This window comes from Pseudomonas sp. R11-23-07 (assembly GCF_003852295.1).
GTDB lineage: Bacteria > Pseudomonadota > Gammaproteobacteria > Pseudomonadales > Pseudomonadaceae > Aquipseudomonas.
In genome coordinates, this window is record NZ_CP027761.1 from 1,351,268 (window position 1) to 1,368,875 (window position 17,608).

Below are 17,608 nucleotides of genomic sequence, written 5' to 3' on the forward strand. Positions count from 1 at the left end.
TTTTACAATCAATCGCGCTTTTCAGCCCACAAGTCATACTCGTCGGCGTCAGTCACCGTGCACCACACCTTATCGCCTGGTTTCAAACCGCTGGCATCGTCGATAAATACGTTACCGTCGATTTCCGGCGCATCGAAGAAGCAACGGCCAACCGCGCCTTGCTCGTCGACTTCGTCGATCAGTACTTCGATCTCCTTGCCGATGCGCAGTTGCAGACGCGCCGAGCTGATCGCCTGCTGGTGCGCCATGAAGCGCTCCCAACGGTCTTGCTTGACGTCGTCCGGCACCACGGCCAGGTCCAGCAGGTTGGCCGGGGCGCCTTCAACCGGCGAGTACTGGAAGCAGCCGACGCGGTCCAGCTGGGCTTCGGTCAGCCAGTCCAGCAGGTACTGGAAGTCTTCCTCGGTTTCGCCAGGAAAACCGACGATAAAGGTCGAGCGGATGATCAGTTCCGGGCAGATTTCGCGCCAGTTCTTGATGCGCGCCAGGGTCTTGTCTTCGAAGGCCGGGCGTTTCATGGCCTTGAGCACCTTGGGGCTCGCGTGCTGGAACGGGATGTCCAGGTACGGCAGGATCTTGCCGGCGGCCATCAATGGGATCAGCTCGTCAACGTGCGGGTACGGGTAAACGTAATGCAGGCGCACCCACACGCCCAGGCTGCTCAAGGCTTCGCAGAGTTCGGTCATGCGGGTTTTCACCGGCGCGCCATTCCAGAAACCGGTGCGGTATTTGACGTCGACGCCATAGGCGCTGGTGTCCTGGGAAATCACCAGCAGCTCTTTCACGCCGGATTTGACCAGGCGCTGGGCTTCGTCCAGCACGTCGCCGACCGGACGACTGACCAGCTTGCCGCGCATCGACGGAATGATGCAGAAGCTGCAGCTGTGGTTGCAGCCTTCGGAAATCTTCAGGTAAGCGTAGTGACGCGGGGTCAGCTTGATGCCTTGCGGCGGCACCAGGTCGATCAGCGGGTTGTGGTCCTGGCGCGGCGGCACCACGGCGTGTACGGCGTTGACCACCTGCTCATACTGCTGCGGGCCGGTCACGGCAAGCACGCTTGGGTGGACGTTGCGGATATTGCCTTCTTCCACGCCCATGCAGCCGGTCACGATGACCTTGCCGTTTTCCTTGATGGCTTCGCCGATCACTTCCAGGGATTCAGCCTTGGCCGAGTCGATAAAGCCGCAGGTGTTGACCACCACCACGTCGGCGTCCTGGTAAGTGGACACGACGTCATAGCCTTCCATACGCAGTTGCGTGAGGATGCGCTCGGAGTCAACCAGAGCCTTCGGGCAACCCAGGGATACAAAGCCGACCTTGGGGTTGGCTTTTGCGATGGTGGTGGACATGTCTAACCTCGGTATTGAATGACGCCGCCAGTCGGGCACGACACGGCGGTACACGGGCGTTTGTGACGCCTCTGATCAAAAAGTGCGCAATTCTAGCGGCGGGCCGCGCACTTGACCAGCTTTATGCAGGGAAATGCGACGAGTGCTCGCTTGACCTGCGCGCCGTTCTGGTCGAGATCAGCCAGTAAACCGAATTGCGCCTTCGCGTCCCGGATCTGCCCTACGCCGGCGTCAAGGCGCCGTTTTTTCTACAGCCTGGCCGCTGGCTACCAAGCCATGGACAGCCTGGCCCGGGTTTTCAACATCCCTGACTTCATCTGGCAGCAGCAGGGCGACGGGAAAGTGTTCTTGGGCAGTTGGGCTGACAGCTTCTTTGGGGTTCGCCCATCGCTACAGCTGCCGGTGGAACTGTTCGACGACTACCAGGGCAATCAAGGCGCGATGATTGCAGCCCTTCCCGGGTTGCGACCAGGTGCAACAATCAACCATGGCGAGCGTATCACCAGTGTGGCGCTCATCGACAACCAGATGGTCATCCGATGGACGACGCAATCCGCCGCAGCGTAGAACGACAATTCCCTGAACTTACCGGCGGTTACCACCTGCCACGCTTTGCACGGGTTGTCACCGTGGCCGATGCCCCGGCCGGCGCCGGGATCTGTGATGACTTCCGGCCGCGCTATGCGGTCGACATCGAGGTCATGGGGCCTGACGGCGAGCCAGACACAAAGCTGCCGATCTTGGCCGGCGTGCCTTTGCCGCTGCCCACCGGTGGCGAGGAAATGGGCATCTATGCCTTTCCCGAGGAAGGCACCCAGTTGGTGGTGTGCTTTGCATACGGTCTGCCGCACAAGCCCTATATCCAAACGATCCTACCCCACGGCCTGAGCATGCCCAGCGTGCCGAAGGGCGACCAGGTGTGGCAGGTCAACGTCCTAGCGTTGCTCAAGAGCCGCTAATACGTGCCCAGGATCATTGTGTATGGCGCGCAGGAGTGCCCGTGCGGGGCCTTCTGGCTCCCGCCGACCTTGCTCCCAGTTTTGGAGCGTTCCCACCGCGACATCAATCGCTTTGGCAAAACGTGCCTGGGAAAGTCCTGTGGCCTTGCGGATCATTTTGACCTTCACCGCATCCACATGGAACTCACGGGACGGCGGGCGTTCGCCACGGTCAATCTCGTCCATCTGGGTCATGCTTTCGACCAGGCGGTTGAACAGATTCTTTTCCATCATTTCCACCCTTTGTTTAACTCTGCCAGTACTTTCTTTTCCGCTGGGGATAGATCGTCTTTTATCCCCTTACGGTAGATCAGGATCAGCCTGATCTGGTAAGCCGCCGATAGGTAGAAATAGATCACCCGAACCCCACCGCTCTTACCTTTCCCGTTCGCGCTCCAGCGGACCTTCCTCAGTCCGTTGGTGCTTTGGATCACATCACCAGCCGTTGGGTTTTCGGCTAGGTACTCCTGAAATTCGCGGTAGCTTTCATCGCTCAGAAGCTCGCCAAGATCTTCCGTGAAGATGGGGGACTCAATGAATATCACCTAATGCGCTATCCGTCATTGGCGTACTGTTGAGGGTAGCTGCTCATGATCCGCGATGCAACATCGTTCGCGAATGGAGGGCCGGGGGTCATTAGTCCCGCGGAGCATCCCTAAGATGCTCAGGGAGCTTTGCTTGAGCGACGAGACGTTTGTGCTCTTTGGTAACCAACGGGAGTAGCAGATCGCTGAGGATACTAGCCAACCTAATGGCCGTGGCCTCGTCCAGCCTGTTAACTGTTCCTGTCCGGCCGGAAGCGCAACTGACCTGTTTTTCTGTGATGCCCATTCCGACCAGAACACCGTCAATGAACGTAGTTAAGTGGTCGTTTTCACGGAGTAACACTCTGCTTTCGGGCGCTTCCTGAAAGTCCCAATCGACTTTAAAACGCTTGCCTACTTTTAGGGAGTGCCGGCTTGCTCTTCATGTTTTGCCCATGAGCTGGTGATGGTTGGGTCCGAACCTTACACCTGGTGCTGGCCAGGGTGAAATTCTTAACCTCGGTATTGAATGACGCCGCCAGTCGGGCACGACACGGCGGTACACAGGCGTTTGTGACGCCTCTGATCAAAAAGTGCGCAATTCTGGCGGCGGGTGACCAGCTTTATGCAGGGAAATGCGACGAGTGCTGCGCTATGCTTCGCGCCGTTGCGCGTAGGTAAAATCCTAAGGTCAACAAAACGTCTGTTACGTGAAGTAAAACAGCGCATGCTAGGGGCCGTTTGGGCACGTTGTTTATAAAAGACCTCAGGTCAAAGGGCAGGAGTGGTTGATGGGTCAGGCAAGTAGTCAGGCAGCGGGTGCCGAGCATTCAAACGCCAAGCCGATTGGCATGCTGGTGGCAGCGGTCGGGGTGGTGTACGGCGATATCGGCACCAGCCCGCTCTACACCCTTAAAGAGGTGTTCAACGGCGGTTATGGGGTGCAGGTCAACCATGACGGCGTATTGGGGATCCTGGCGCTGATCTTCTGGTCGCTGATCTGGGTCGTGTCGATCAAGTACATGCTGTTTGTGCTGCGCGCCGATAACCAGGGCGAAGGCGGCATCATGGCACTGACCGCCCTGGCGCGCCGTGCGGCGGGGGAGCGCAGGAAGTTGCGTAGTTTCCTGGTGGTGTGCGGCTTGTGCGGCGCGGCGCTGTTTTACGGCGACAGCATGATCACCCCGGCGATTTCGGTATTGTCGGCCGTCGAGGGCCTGGAACTGGCTTTCGATGGCCTGGAACGGTGGGTAGTCCCTATCGCGCTGGTGGTACTGGTGGCGCTGTTCCTGATCCAGAAACACGGCACTGACCGCATCGGCAAGCTGTTCGGCCCGGTGATGGTGACCTGGTTCCTGGTGCTCGGCGGCCTCGGTGTGTATGGCATCACCCTGCACCCTGAGGTGCTCAGTGCCATGAACCCGATGTGGGCCGTGCGCTTCTTCGAGGCGCACCCCGGAATTGGCGTGGCCATCCTCGGCGCAGTGGTGCTGGCCCTGACCGGGGCGGAAGCGCTTTACGCCGACATGGGCCACTTCGGCCGCAAACCCATCGCCCGCGCCTGGTTCATCCTGGTGCTGCCGGCGCTGGTGCTCAACTATTTCGGCCAGGGCGCCATGCTGCTGGGCGATCCGGAAGCGGCCCGCAACCCGTTCTACCTGTTGGCGCCGAGCTGGGCGCTGGTCCCGCTGGTGGTGCTGTCGACCCTGGCCACGGTGATTGCGTCCCAGGCGGTGATTTCCGGTGCGTTCTCGTTGACGCGCCAGGCGATCCAGTTGGGCTATATCCCGCGCATGCACATTCAACACACCTCCAGTGCCGAACAGGGCCAGATCTATATCGGCGCGGTGAACTGGTCGCTGATGGTCGGCGTGATCCTGCTGGTGCTGGGCTTCGAGTCTTCCGGTGCGCTGGCGTCGGCCTATGGCGTAGCGGTGACCGGCACCATGCTGATGACCACGATCCTGGTGTCTGCGGTGATGCTGCTGCTGTGGAAATGGCCGCCGGTGCTGGCGGTGCCGGTGTTGCTCTGCTGCCTGTTGGTAGACGGGCTGTACTTTGCCGCCAACGTGCCGAAGATCATCCAGGGCGGTGCCTTCCCGGTATTGGCCGGGATCGTGCTGTTCGTGCTGATGACCACCTGGAAGCGCGGCAAGCAATTGCTCGTCGAGCGCCTCGACGAAGGTGGCCTGCCGCTGCCGATATTCATCAGCAGTATCCGCGTGCAGCCGCCCCATCGTGTGCAGGGCACGGCGGTGTTCCTCACGGCGCGGCCCGACGCCGTGCCCCACGCGCTGTTGCACAACCTGCTGCATAACCAGGTGCTGCACGAGCAGGTGGTGCTGCTGACCGTGGTCTACGAAGACATCCCGCGTGTGCCTGCGACGCGGCGTTTCGAAGTAGACGCCTATGGCGAAGGGTTCTTCCGGGTGATCCTGCACTTCGGCTTTACCGATGAGCCGGACGTGCCCGAGGCGCTGAAGCTGTGCCATCTGGACGAACTGGATTTCAGCCCGATGCGCACCACCTACTTCCTGAGCCGTGAAACCGTGATCGCCTCGCGCATCAAGGGTATGGCGCGTTGGCGCGAAGCGTTGTTCGCGTTCATGCTGAAGAATGCCAACGGCAACCTGCGCTTCTTCAAACTCCCGGTCAACCGGGTGATCGAACTGGGCACCCAGGTCGAAATGTAAGGCGCTGTCCTGCGGGAGCCGGCAATCGGCTCCCGGTTTACTTCTGAACCGTTTACCTCTGAACCCTTTACCTCTGAACCCTGTGCGATCCGTCGTTGTCGACTAGGCTCTAAGCACCATGAAAGAGAGCCTTGGAGCTTGCCCACAGAACCCGAAGAGGTGCGCCATGAGTCAGCTGCTCGAACCCTACACCCTGCGTCAACTCACCCTGTTGAACCGCATCGCGGTCTCACCGATGTGCCAGTACTCAAGTGAGGATGGCCTGGCCAACGACTGGCACCTGGTGCACCTGGGCAGCCGCGCCGTCGGTGGCGCCGGGCTGATTTTTACCGAAGCCACCGCCGTGACCGCCGATGGCCGCATCACCGCCCAGGACCTGGGCCTGTGGAAAGACGAACAGATCGAACCCCTGCAACGCATTACGCGCTTCATTGCGGCCCAAGGCGCGGTGGCGGGTATTCAGTTGGCGCACGCCGGGCGCAAGGCCAGCACGTATCGGCCCTGGATTGGCAAGCATGGCAGCGTCAAGCCAGCAGACGGTGGCTGGGTGCCGGTCGGCCCATCGCCCATCGCATTCGACCCCCAGCACACGCAACCCACGCCGCTGGACGAAGGGCAGATCCAGCAGGTGATCGCCGATTTCGTCGCCGCCGCCAAGCGTGCATTGACGGCCGGCTTCGAAGTGGTAGAGATCCATGCCGCCCACGGTTACCTGCTGCATCAGTTCCTGTCGCCCATCAGCAACCAGCGTCAGGACCAGTACGGCGGCTCGTTCGAAAACCGCATCCGCCTGGTCCTTGAGGTCACCCGCGCGGTGCGCGACGTGTGGCCCCAGGACTTGCCGCTGTTCGTGCGCGTGTCGGCCACCGACTGGGTGGAGGACGGCTGGAACCCCGATGAAACCGTCGAACTGGCGCGCCGCCTGAAAGACCTGGGCGTGGACTTGATCGACGTGTCCTCCGGCGGCACCGCCGCCAACGCCGAAATCCCCACCGGCCCCGGCTACCAGACGCGCTTTGCCGAGCGCGTGCGCAAAGAGTCGGGCATCGCCACCGGCACGGTCGGCATGATCACCGAACCGGCCCAGGCCGAACACATCCTGCGCACCTGCCAGGCCGACCTCATCTTCCTCGCCCGTGAATTGTTGCGCGATCCGTACTGGCCGCTGCATGCCGACGATGACCTGGGCGGGCGCAAGGCGATCTGGCCGGCGCAATATCAGCGGGCGACGCACCGCGACCAGCCGATTCATGAGTCCGATCTCAGGGATTGATCCTTAGCGTATGCCTACAGAGCCCACCCTGATCCGGTGGGTTTTTTTTGCCCGCCTATATGAAGAAGGCGGATTTAAGCGACGAATGCATGGGAATCGACTGTAGGTATTTATTACCGATCTAATTATTTAAGTTAATACTCTAAAAAAATCCCACACGTAACTGGATTCTTTCTAAGCTTAAGGCAGGAGTATTGGATCGATATCAGGAGAAGTAGTCCATGGCCAAGTCCTATGGTGTAGCGGGTGGGGTGTTATCTTTTCTGACCCGCAGGATGTTCTTGCGTGGCCGCAGATTGAGTTCGGATGAAGTTGAATTGCTGGCGCATTATCGCGCCCTCACCGAGAGCGACCAGGTAGCGATGCGCTATCTGATCGGGGCGATGAAAACCGTGTCGCGGTTCTGAATGACGAAACGGGCTCGCCACGATGCCCGTCAGGCAAGGCGAACACGGTACCTGTGGCGAGGGAGCTTGCTCCCGCTGGACTGCGCAGCAGTTCCATCGTTTGGGGCCGCTTCGCGGCCCAGCGGGAGCAAGCTCCCTCGCCACAGATGGTTCAGGTGTATTTGCGCTTGTCCGGCGCGGGCGGGAAGTACTGATACAGCCAGGTTTCGCTCAAGGTGCGGTCCTGGGTGCGGATAAACAAGCGCAGCTCTACCGGCTCCACGCTGTCGCTGGTGGGGTACCAGTCGAACAGAATGCGATAGCCCTTGATGTTATCGAGCACCAGCACGCTGAAGTCTTTCACCTCGCCGTGGGAGCAGGTGACCACCGGCTCTATGCCCGTGCCGGGTGGCAAACGGTCCAGGCCGCCGCCCTTGAAGTCCACGGCAAAGCGGCGTGCCCATACCTCAGGGTAATGCTCGCCCGGGGCCCAACCTTCGGTGAACCCACCCATGCCTGAACGGGTCGCGTCGACCTGGGCCAGCGGTGTGCTCACCGGCGGCAGGGCGCTCCAGTAGAGCTTGTAGCCGTAGTTGAGCGAATCACCGGCCGCCACCGGCTTTTTCGGGGTCCAGAAGGCCACGATGTTATCGAGGGTTTCGCCGGTGGTCGGAATTTCCAGCAGGTCGATCGAGCCCTCACCCCAAGCGGTGGTGGGTTCCACCCACAGGCTGGGGCGCTTGCTGTACCAGTCCACCGTGTCCTGGTAACTGGCGAATTCGTGGTCGGTTTGGACCAGGCCAAAACCTTTGGGATTAGTGTCGGCGAATGCGTTGAATTGCAGCTTGGCCGGGTTGTTCAGCGGGCGGCAGATCCACTCGCCGTTGCCGCGCCACATGGCCAGTCGGTCCGAGTCGTGAATTTGTGGGTGGATGGTGTCGCACATTCGCCGCTCATGCGTGCCGCAACTGAACATGCTGGTCATTGGCGCAATCCCCAGCTGTTCGATGGCGGTGCGCGCGTTGATATGCGCGTCGATGGCCATCACTACTTGATTGGCCTGGCAGTCGATATCGAAGCGGTAGGCGCCGGTAGCGCTGGGCGAATCGAGCAGGGCGTAGACCACGAAGCGGGTGGCGTTCTTGTCCGGGGTTTCGAACCAGAACTGCGTGAAGTCAGGGAATTCCTCACGTTTTTTCGCATAGGTGTCAATCGCCAGGCCGCGCGCCGACAGGCCGTACTGGCCGGTGGAGTCCACTGCACGGAAGTAGCTGGCACCGAGGAACGACAGCACGTCATGCCGGTCCAGCTCCGGCGCCTTGAACAGCTTGAAGCCGGAGAAACCCAGATCGCCGGTCAGTTGTTTAGTGTCGACCGTGGTTTTTTCATAGTTGAACAGCGAAGGGCGGAAGTGCACTTCGCGGGCCTCGCGGGTGTTGGGGTCGACGCTGTGCATGCGCACCGGCGTCTTGAAACCCATGCCGACGTGGAAAAACTGCACGTCCAACTGCCCCTTCAGTTCCTTCCATAACGAATGGTTGGCGTCATAGCCGATGGCGTTGAAATTCTGTGGCGTCATGGTCGCCAAGGTGGGTGGCAGCACCTGCCGAGTATCTTTATACGCGCTGCCGGCGAGCTGCTTGGCCTGGGCTTTGAGCGTTTCAAAATCGAATGCCACGGCCTTGCCATCGGCGGCACGGTTCCCGGCCCAGGCCTGCGCGGCCAACAGGCCACTGGCCGACAAACCGGTGTAGGCCGCAATGGCCATGGACGCTTTGAGCAAATTCCTGCGGTGCATAGAGACAACCTGTCGTGAGCGAATCCCGCGCCGTTCCTGGCACGTAACGGATCAGAAATAACGGTTCGGACATGCCTTCGGCCAAACGCAACGGACAATAAACAGACGCCGGATAGCTTAAGCGGTTCGATGGTGAAGGAAAAATCATTGATGGCGGGATGATGGCGCCGCTGTGCAACAAGACATTTCTGATATCAGGATGAGCGTTACATCTGGAAGCACTCTAGATCGGGGCTTTTTTGCACTTAGTTTTACGCTGGGGGCCTATTGGTCCTACGAACCCAAGTGTCTGGAGGCTACGCATGAATACCCGTGGATTGCTCGATCAGTTGCTCAAGTCTGGTCAGGACATGTTGCAGAACAAGGCTGGCGGCCAGCGCCCATCAGCCGACAAAGGCGCCCTCGGTGGGCTGCTTGGCGGCGGCGGGCTCGGCAGTTTGCTCGGAGGCGCCGGCGGTGGCGCACTGGCGGCCGGCGCCATGGGCTTGCTGCTGGGCAACAAAAAAGCCCGCAAATTCGGCGGCAAGGCCCTGACCTACGGAGGCCTGGCCGCCTTGGGGGTCATCGCCTACAAAGCCTATGGCAATTGGCAGGCGCAGCAGGCCAGCGCGCCCCAGGGTGAGCCGCAGACCATCGACCGCCTGCCGCCGGCCCAGGTCGAGCAGCACAGTCAGGGCATTCTCAAGGCGCTGGTTGCCGCCGCCAAGGCCGACGGCCACGTGGATGAGCGTGAACGCGCGTTGATCGAAGGCGAGTTCACCAAACTCGACAACGACCGCGAGCTGCAAACCTGGCTGCACGCGGAGCTGAACAAACCCCTCGACCCGGCCGACGTCGCCCGCGCCGCCAGCACCCCGGAGATGGCCGCCGAAATGTACATCGCCAGCGTGATGCTGGTGGACGAGGAAAACTTCATGGAGAAGGCCTACCTGGACGAACTGGCGCGCCAACTGAAACTTGAGCCGGGTTTGAAGGTAGAGCTGGAGAAACAGGTACGCCTCAACGCATAAGCAGCGCCGTGCATCCATTCAAGTGTGGGGAGAGCAAGCCTCTCCCACATTTAAATCGAGGCTGGTTTGAGCCGCCGCAATGGCGCAGCCCAATACTGGCACCGTTGCCAAAACCCCCGAAAACCATTGATTAATAGACGCCTTCGCTCAGCTATACTCCCCTCCATTTGAATGGCTTGCGAGGAATTACTGTGAAGAACTGGACCCTGCGCCAACGGATTTTGGCGAGCTTTGCGGTAATCATCGCGATCATGCTGCTGATGGTCGTGCTCTCGTATTCACGGCTGCTGAAAATCGAATCCAGCGAAACCCTGGTCCGGGACGACGCCGTGCCTGGCGTGTTTTTAAGCTCGATGATTCGCAGCGCCTGGGTCGACAGCTACCTGCAAACCCAGGAGTTGGTGGGGATCCACAAGAACCAGGGCGTTTCCGAGGTCGAAAAGCAAGGCTACAAGTCTTTCGAAACGCGCCTTGAAAAGTACATGGCCGATTACACGAAAACCATCAGCTCCACTCAGGACCGCAACGAGTTCGATGCCTTCGAAAAGCTGCATCAGAGCTACAACCAGACCCTCGCCAAGGTGCTCGAGGCGCAGCAGAACAACAACGCCGCCGAGGCACTCAAGCTGTTCAACGAACAACTGACGCCCGCCTGGGTCGCCGGCCGCATGAAACTCAATGACATCATCCTCGCGAATAAACAGGTCGCCGACGGCGCCACCGACGCCATCGACAGTGCCGTCGAGGCCGCAAAAATCAGCATGGGCGTCTCGCTGCTGCTGGCGATTCTTGCTGCTGCGCTGTGTGGCCTGCTGTTGATGCGCGCAATCATGGCGCCGATGCAGCGCATCGTCGATATCCTCGAAACCATGCGCACCGGCGACCTGAGCAAGCGCCTGAATCTGGAGCGCAAGGACGAGTTCAACGTGGTTGAAACCGGCTTCAACGACATGATGACCGAACTGACCGCTCTGGTTTCCCAGGCACAGCGCTCGTCGGTGCAGGTCACGACCTCGGTGACCGAGATCGCCGCTACCTCCAAGCAGCAGCAGGCGACCGCCACTGAAACCGCCGCCACCACCACTGAAATCGGCGCCACCTCCCGTGAAATCGCCGCGACCTCCAAGGACCTGGTGCGCACCATGATCGAAGTGTCCACCGCCGCCGACCAGGCCTCGGTCGCCGCCGGTTCCGGTCAGCAGGGCCTGGCGCGCATGGAAGAAACCATGCACTCGGTGATGGGCGCCGCCGACCTGGTCAATGCCAAGCTGGCGATCCTCAATGAAAAGGCCGGCAACATCAACCAGGTGGTGGTGACCATCGTCAAAGTGGCGGACCAGACCAACCTGCTGTCCCTCAACGCCGCCATCGAGGCCGAGAAAGCCGGTGAGTACGGGCGCGGTTTTGCCGTGGTCGCCACCGAAGTACGCCGCCTGGCCGACCAGACCGCCGTCGCGACGTACGACATCGAGCAGATGGTGCGTGAGATCCAGTCGGCGGTGTCGGCCGGGGTGATGGGCATGGACAAGTTCTCCGAGGAAGTGCGCCGAGGCATGTTCGAAGTGCAGCAGGTGGGTGAGCAACTGTCGCAAATCATCCATCAAGTGCAGGCCCTCGCGCCGCGAGTGCTGATGGTCAATGAAGGCATGCAGGCCCAGGCCACCGGCGCCGAGCAGATCAACCACGCGCTGGTGCAACTGGGCGATGCCAGCAGCCAGACCGTCGAGTCCCTGCGCCAGGCCAGTTTTGCCATCGATGAACTGAGCCAGGTTGCGGTCGGTCTGCGCAGCGGCGTGTCGCGTTTCAAAGTCTGATGAGCGACCTCGCGGCTAAACGCGGCGCCGTCCCGGCAGCGAAAAAGGCGTTGTTCCTGGTGTTCCACATCGGCAGTGAACGCTTTGCCCTCAAGGCGACGGAAGTGGTCGAGGTGCTGCCGCGCCTGCCGCTCAAGCCCATCGCTCATGCACCGGCGTGGGTGGCGGGCATCTTTGCCCATCGTGGCGCGCTGGTGCCGGTCATCGACCTGAGCGCCTTGACGTTCGGCGTTGCGGCCCAAGCGCGTACCAGCACGCGGCTGGTGCTGGTCAATTATCAGCCACAGCCCTGGAGCGAAGCGCGTTGGCTGGGGCTGATTCTGGAACAGGCTACCGACACCTTGCGTTGCGACCCCGCCGAATTCCAGCCCTATGGCCTGGATAACCGCCAGGCGCCTTACCTGGGGCCGGTGCGCGAAGATGCGCTGGGCTTGATGCAATGGATTGGTGTCGCCGAGCTGTTGACCGATGACGTGCGCGCCTTGCTGTTTTCCAGCGAGTTGAGCCTATGAGCAGTGACCCGCGCTTCTGGGCCTTCCTTAAAGAGCGCATCGGCCTGGACGTCGCCTCGGTGGGCGAGGCGATCATCGAGCGCGCGGTGCGTCAGCGTTGCCAGTTGGCCCAGGCGCAGACGGCAGAGGCGTACTGGCAGCTCCTGCACAGCTCCCATGATGAGCAGCAGGCGCTGATCGAAGCGGTGATCGTCCCCGAGACCTGGTTTTTCCGCTACCCCGAGTCCTTTGCCACCTTGGCCCGCCTGGCACACGCACGGTTGGCCGAGATCAAGCAGATGCGCGCCTTGCGCATTCTCAGCCTGCCATGCTCCACCGGCGAAGAGCCCTATTCGATTGCCATGGCCCTGCTTGACGCGGGCCTGGCGCCGCACCAATTCAAGGTACAAGGAATGGACGTCAGCCCGCTGTCCGTGGAGCGTGCCCGCCGCGGTGTGTACGGCAAGAACTCGTTTCGTGGCGGCGACCTTGAATTTCGCGACCGTCACTTCACTGAAGACGGCGGTACCTATCGCATCGCCGACCGGGTTCGCGAACAGGTGCGCCTGCAAGTCGGCAACTTGCTCGACCCGGCACTGCTGGCCAACGAACCCACCTACGACTTTGTGTTCTGTCGCAACCTGCTGATCTACTTCGACCAGCCCACCCAGAAGCAAGTTTTCGACGTGCTCAAGGAACTGACGCACGTGGACGGCGTGCTGTTTATCGGCCCGGCCGAAGGCGGCCTGCTGGGGCGCCATGGCATGCGTTCGATTGGTGTGCCGCAGTCCTTTGCGTTCAGTCGGCATGTGGAACCGGTCGCACCCGCCCCGGTGTTTGTACCGATGCCGGCGCCCGCGTCGCAACGCAGTCCGGCGCCGATCGCGCTCAAGCCGCGCCCGTTCAGCACGGCCGGCACCCAGGCGGCACCGGTCAAAGCGCCGCCCCCGGAGGCAGGCGAGATGCTCAACCAGATCGCCACCTTGGCCAATCAAGGCAAAAGTGCCGAGGCCCGTGCTGCCTGCGAACGTTATTTGAACAGCCATCCGCCGGCCGCCGCCGTGTTCTACTGGCTGGGCCTGCTCAGCGATGTCGCCGGCAGCGCCGTGGAGGCGCAGAGTTATTACCGCAAAGCCTTGTACCTGGAACCGCAGCATCCGCAGGCCTTGATGCACCTGGCCGCGTTGCTCGAGTCTCAGGGCGACAGTGCGGGGGCGCGCCGTTTGCAGGCGCGCGCCGCGCGTAGCGAGCGAGCTGACAGTGAGTCCAAACGATGAGTAGCCCTGACGCGCTCGACACCGCAGGCCTGGACCTGACCCTGGCCGACACCCAAGCCATTGATGACTGCTGGAACCGCATCGGCATTCATGGCGACAAATCCTGCCCCTTGCTGGCAGAGCACATCCATTGCCGCAACTGCTCGGTGTATTCCGCCGCCGCCACGCGCCTGCTCGACCGCTATGCGCTGCAGCAGGACGACCGGCCTGCGCAGGCGGCTGGCGAGCTCGCTCACCAGGTGGTCACCCGCTCCTTGCTGATGTTCCGCCTCGGCGAAGAATGGCTGGGCATTGCCACCCGTTGCCTGGTGGAAGTGGCGCCGTTGCAACCGATCCACTCGTTGCCTCACCAGCGTTCCCGGGCCTTGCTGGGCGTGGCCAACGTGCGCGGGGCATTGGTGGCCTGCCTGTCGCTGGTGGAATTGCTCGGCCTGGACAGCAGCAGCACCGGCGTCACTGGCGGGCGCATCATGCCGCGCATGCTGATCATTGCCGCGCAGGATGGCCCGGTGGTCGTGCCGGTGGACGAAGTGGATGGCATCCATGCCATCGATGAGCGCACCTTGAACGCCGCGTCGGCCTCCGGCACCCAGGCCAGCGCGCGCTTCACCCAGGGTGTCGTGCAGTGGAAAGGTCGCAGCCTGCGCTGGCTGGACGAAGCCCAATTGCTGTCCGCCGTGACCCGGAGCCTCGCATGACCCCCGACCAGATGCGCGATGCCTCGCTGTTGGAATTGTTCAGCCTGGAAGCCGACGCGCAAACCCAAGTGCTCAGCGCAGGCCTGCTCGCGCTGGAGCGCAACCCGACCCAGGCCGACCAGCTCGAGGCCTGCATGCGCGCCGCGCATTCGCTCAAGGGCGCGGCGCGGATTGTCGGCGTGGAGGCCGGCGTCAGCGTGGCCCATGTCATGGAGGATTGCCTGGTCAGCGCCCAGGAAAGCCGCTTGTACCTGCAGCCCGAACATATCGACGCGTTGCTGCAGGGCACGGATTTACTGATGCGCATCGCCACCCCGGGCAATGATGTCGGGCCTGCGGATATTGCCGCCTATGTGGCGCTGATGGAGCGCTTGCTGGACCCGTCGCAATCCAGCGCCATGCTCGCGCCGAAACCCGCGCCCGCGCCGGTAATCGAAGCGCTGGCGCCGGAACCTGAGCCAGCGCCAGCCGTGCCGAGCGAGCCGCCGCGTCAGAGCAAACCGATGACCGAAGGCGGCGAGCGCGTGCTGCGGGTCACGGCCGAGCGCTTGAACAGCCTGCTGGACCTGTCCAGCAAGTCGCTGGTGGAAACCCAGCGACTCAAGCCTTACCTCGTCAGCCTGCAGCGCCTCAAACGCATTCAAAGCAACAGCCTGCGCGCTCTGGATGTGCTGGACGGTCACCTCAAGGTCGTCGATTTGAACCTCGAGGCCCAGGAAGCTCTGGCCGATACCCGCCGCTTGTTGAGCGAAGCCCAGGCGTTGCTGGCGGAAAAAAATGCTGAGCTGGACGAGTACACCTGGCAGGCCGGCCAGCGGGCCCAGGTGCTCTACGACACTGCATTGGCCTGTCGCATGCGCCCGTTTGCCGATGTGCTGACCGGACAGGCGCGCATGGTGCGCGACCTCGGTCGCAGCCTGGGCAAGCAAGTGCGCCTGGAGATCGAAGGGGAGAAGACCCAGGTCGACCGTGACGTGCTGGAAAAGCTCGAGGCGCCACTGACGCACCTGCTGCGCAATGCCGTCGACCATGGCATTGAAATGCCCGAGCAGCGGCTGCTGGCGGGCAAGCCGGCGGAAGGCTTGATTCGCCTGCGCGCGTCGCATCAAGCCGGACTGCTGGTGCTGGAGTTGAGCGATGACGGTAACGGCGTCGACCTTGAGCGCCTGCGCGGCACCATTGTCGACCGGCACTTGTCCCCCGTGGAAACCGCGCTGCGCCTGAGCGAGGAGGAACTGCTGACGTTTCTGTTCCTGCCGGGGTTCAGCTTGCGCGACAAGGTCACCGAAGTGTCCGGTCGCGGCGTAGGCCTGGATGCGGTGCAGCATATGGTGCGTCAATTGCGCGGTGCGGTGGTGCTGGAGCAGGCGGCAGGGCAGGGCAGCCGTTTTCATCTGGAGGTGCCGCTGACCCTGTCCGTGGTGCGCAGCCTGGTGGTGGAAGTCGGCGAAGAGGCGTATGCCTTCCCACTGGCGCACATCGAACGCATGTGCGACCTGGCCCCCGAGGACATTGTGCAGCTGGAAGGTCGCCAGCATTTCTGGCACGAGGGCCGGCATGTCGGCCTGGTCGCCGCCAGCCAGTTGTTGCAGCGTCCACCGGGGCAGACCCCTTCGGAAACCTTGAAAGTGGTGGTGATCCGTGAGCGCGATGCCGTGTATGGGATTGCCGTGGAACGTTTCATCGGCGAGCGCACCCTGGTGGTGTTGCCGCTGGATGCTCGCTTGGGCAAGGTCCAGGATATTTCCGCAGGCGCGTTGCTCGACGATGGCTCGGTGGCCTTGATCGTCGACGTGGAAGACATGCTGCGTTCGGTGGACAAGTTGCTCAACACCGGCCGCCTGGAGCGCATCGCAAGGCGCAGCCAGCAGGCCACCGAAGCGCCGCGCAAGCGCGTGCTGGTGGTGGACGACTCGCTGACCGTGCGTGAGCTGCAACGCAAGTTATTACTCAATCGCGGTTATGAAGTGGCCGTCGCGGTCGATGGCATGGATGGCTGGAACGCATTGCGCTCCGAGGATTTCGACCTGCTTATCACAGATATTGATATGCCACGCATGGACGGTATTGAATTGGTCACACTCTTGCGCCGTGACAGTCGCCTGCAATCGTTGCCGGTGATGGTGGTTTCCTACAAGGATCGTGAAGAAGACCGACGCCGTGGCCTCGACGCCGGCGCCGACTATTATTTAGCCAAAGCCAGCTTCCACGACGACGCCCTGCTCGACGCCGTGGTTGAATTGATTGGAGGCGCCCGGGCATGAGGATTGCAATCGTCAATGACATGCCGTTGGCCGTCGAGGCGTTGCGTCGCGCCTTGAGTTTCGAACCTGCCCATGAAGTGGTGTGGGTGGCCAGCAATGGCCTGGAAGCGGTGCAGCGTTGCGCTGAGGTGACGCCGGATCTGATCCTGATGGACTTGATCATGCCGGTGATGGACGGCGTGGAAGCGACCCGCCAGATCATGGCCGATACGCCATGCCCGATCGTGATCGTCACCGTGGACCGCCAGGCCAACGTCAGCCGAGTCTTTGAAGCCATGGGCCACGGCGCGTTGGATGTGGTGGACACGCCGGCGCTGGGGGTGGGCAACCCCAAGGATGCGGCGGCGCCGTTGTTGCGCAAGATCCTCAATATTGGCTGGCTGATCGGCCAGCGCGGCAGCCGCGTACGCGCTGAAACCGCGCCGCAGCGCAGCACCGGCAAGCGCCAAAGCCTGGTGGCCATCGGTTCGTCGGCGGGTGGCCCCGCGGCTCTGGAAGTGCTGCTCAAGGGGTTGCCGCGTGACTTTCCTGCCGCGATCGTACTGGTGCAGCATGTGGATCAGGTGTTCGCCGCCGGTATGGCCGAGTGGTTGAGCAGCGCGTCCGGCCTGCCGGTGCGCCTGGCCCGTGAAGGGGAGCCGCCCCAAAGCGGGGTGGTCTTGCTGGCCGGTACCAACCACCATATTCGCTTGTTGAAAAATGGCACGCTAGCCTATACCGCAGAGCCGGTGAACGAAATTTACCGGCCTTCCATCGATGTGTTTTTTGAAAGTGTCGCCAGCCATTGGAACGGTGACGCCGTCGGCGTACTGCTGACCGGCATGGGGCGCGACGGGGCCCAGGGCCTCAAGTTGATGCGAGAACAAGGCTATTTGACCATCGCCCAGGACCAGAACAGTTCGGCGGTGTATGGCATGCCCAAAGCGGCAGCGGCGATTGACGCCGCTGTTGAAATTCGCCCACTGGACAGAATTGCGCCGCGACTGCTGGAGGTCTTTGCAAAATGATCGAACATCTCCCGCTGTGCTGGTTT

At 61.8% G+C, this 17,608-nt stretch carries 14 protein-coding genes and 2 pseudogenes; 12 read left to right on the forward strand and 4 right to left on the reverse strand.

Annotated features, from left to right (window positions below):
* Positions 1-8: 8 nt before the first annotated feature.
* Complete coding sequence (gene rimO / locus C4J84_RS05990) at positions 9-1,349, reverse strand: 30S ribosomal protein S12 methylthiotransferase RimO (RefSeq protein ID WP_124361557.1); 1,341 nt, start codon at positions 1,347-1,349, stop codon at positions 9-11.
* A 149-nt stretch (positions 1,350-1,498) separates the two neighbouring features.
* On the opposite strand from rimO, the pseudogene C4J84_RS05995 reads away from it, so the two are divergent.
* Positions 1,499-1,916, forward strand: a pseudogene (locus C4J84_RS05995) (hypothetical protein); the annotation flags it as partial.
* Positions 1,889-2,275, forward strand: a pseudogene (locus tag C4J84_RS06000) (hypothetical protein); the annotation flags it as partial. The pseudogenes C4J84_RS05995 and C4J84_RS06000, both read left to right, overlap by 28 nt.
* Before the next feature lie 9 nt (positions 2,276-2,284).
* Here the strand turns inward: C4J84_RS06000 and C4J84_RS06005 are convergent.
* Both C4J84_RS06005 and C4J84_RS06010 read right to left on the reverse strand, forming a co-directional pair.
* Positions 2,285-2,578, reverse strand: coding sequence for a DNA-binding transcriptional regulator (locus C4J84_RS06005; protein ID WP_124369841.1), 294 nt, complete (start codon positions 2,576-2,578; stop codon positions 2,285-2,287).
* Positions 2,578-2,892, reverse strand: coding sequence for a hypothetical protein (locus tag C4J84_RS06010; protein WP_124369842.1), 315 nt, complete (start codon positions 2,890-2,892; stop codon positions 2,578-2,580). The genes C4J84_RS06005 and C4J84_RS06010 overlap by 1 nt, the downstream gene beginning before the upstream one ends.
* A 770-nt stretch (positions 2,893-3,662) precedes the next feature.
* On the opposite strand from C4J84_RS06010, the gene C4J84_RS06015 reads away from it, so the two are divergent.
* The 3 genes from C4J84_RS06015 to C4J84_RS06025 all read left to right on the forward strand — a co-directional run bounded on the left by C4J84_RS06015 (position 3,663) and on the right by C4J84_RS06025 (position 7,244).
* A complete protein-coding gene (locus tag C4J84_RS06015) occupies positions 3,663-5,564 on the forward strand; it encodes a potassium transporter Kup (RefSeq protein ID WP_124361561.1) in 1,902 nt (633 codons plus the stop codon).
* Positions 5,565-5,730: 166 nt separating this feature from the next.
* Entirely contained in the window at positions 5,731-6,837 is a 1,107-nt protein-coding gene (locus tag C4J84_RS06020; RefSeq protein WP_124366074.1) for an NADH:flavin oxidoreductase/NADH oxidase, read from the forward strand.
* Between the two features lie 221 nt (positions 6,838-7,058).
* On the forward strand, positions 7,059-7,244 hold the full coding sequence (locus tag C4J84_RS06025; protein ID WP_124369843.1) for a hypothetical protein: 186 nt from the start codon (positions 7,059-7,061) through the stop codon (positions 7,242-7,244).
* 151 nt (positions 7,245-7,395) lie between these two features.
* Here the strand turns inward: C4J84_RS06025 and C4J84_RS06030 are convergent, their stop codons facing one another.
* On the reverse strand, positions 7,396-9,021 hold the full coding sequence (locus C4J84_RS06030) for a glucan biosynthesis protein D (protein WP_124366076.1): 1,626 nt from the start codon (positions 9,019-9,021) through the stop codon (positions 7,396-7,398).
* A gap of 302 nt (positions 9,022-9,323) precedes the next feature.
* On the opposite strand from C4J84_RS06030, the gene C4J84_RS06035 reads away from it, so the two are divergent.
* The 7 genes from C4J84_RS06035 to C4J84_RS06065 all read left to right on the forward strand — a co-directional run bounded on the left by C4J84_RS06035 (position 9,324) and on the right by C4J84_RS06065 (position 17,582).
* Complete coding sequence (locus tag C4J84_RS06035) at positions 9,324-10,031, forward strand: tellurite resistance TerB family protein (protein WP_124369844.1); 708 nt, start codon at positions 9,324-9,326, stop codon at positions 10,029-10,031.
* Positions 10,032-10,222: 191 nt separating this feature from the next.
* Positions 10,223-11,845 (forward strand): methyl-accepting chemotaxis protein, encoded by a 1,623-nt coding sequence (locus tag C4J84_RS06040; RefSeq protein ID WP_124366077.1) that lies wholly within the window; start codon positions 10,223-10,225, stop codon positions 11,843-11,845.
* Positions 11,845-12,357 (forward strand): chemotaxis protein CheW, encoded by a 513-nt coding sequence (locus C4J84_RS06045; RefSeq protein ID WP_124369845.1) that lies wholly within the window; start codon positions 11,845-11,847, stop codon positions 12,355-12,357. The genes C4J84_RS06040 and C4J84_RS06045 overlap by 1 nt, the downstream gene beginning before the upstream one ends.
* On the forward strand, positions 12,354-13,613 hold the full coding sequence (locus C4J84_RS06050; protein WP_124369846.1) for a protein-glutamate O-methyltransferase CheR: 1,260 nt from the start codon (positions 12,354-12,356) through the stop codon (positions 13,611-13,613). The genes C4J84_RS06045 and C4J84_RS06050 overlap by 4 nt, the downstream gene beginning before the upstream one ends.
* Positions 13,610-14,311, forward strand: coding sequence for a chemotaxis protein CheW (locus C4J84_RS06055; protein ID WP_124369847.1), 702 nt, complete (start codon positions 13,610-13,612; stop codon positions 14,309-14,311). The genes C4J84_RS06050 and C4J84_RS06055 overlap by 4 nt, the downstream gene beginning before the upstream one ends.
* Positions 14,308-16,575 carry a hybrid sensor histidine kinase/response regulator gene (locus tag C4J84_RS06060; RefSeq protein ID WP_124369848.1) on the forward strand — a complete coding sequence of 756 codons (2,268 nt, stop codon included), beginning with the start codon at positions 14,308-14,310 and terminating at the stop codon, positions 16,573-16,575. Before C4J84_RS06055 ends, C4J84_RS06060 begins: the two co-directional genes overlap by 4 nt.
* A complete protein-coding gene (locus C4J84_RS06065) occupies positions 16,572-17,582 on the forward strand; it encodes a chemotaxis response regulator protein-glutamate methylesterase (RefSeq protein ID WP_124369849.1) in 1,011 nt (336 codons plus the stop codon). Before C4J84_RS06060 ends, C4J84_RS06065 begins: the two co-directional genes overlap by 4 nt.
* The last annotated feature ends 26 nt before the right edge of the window (positions 17,583-17,608 follow it).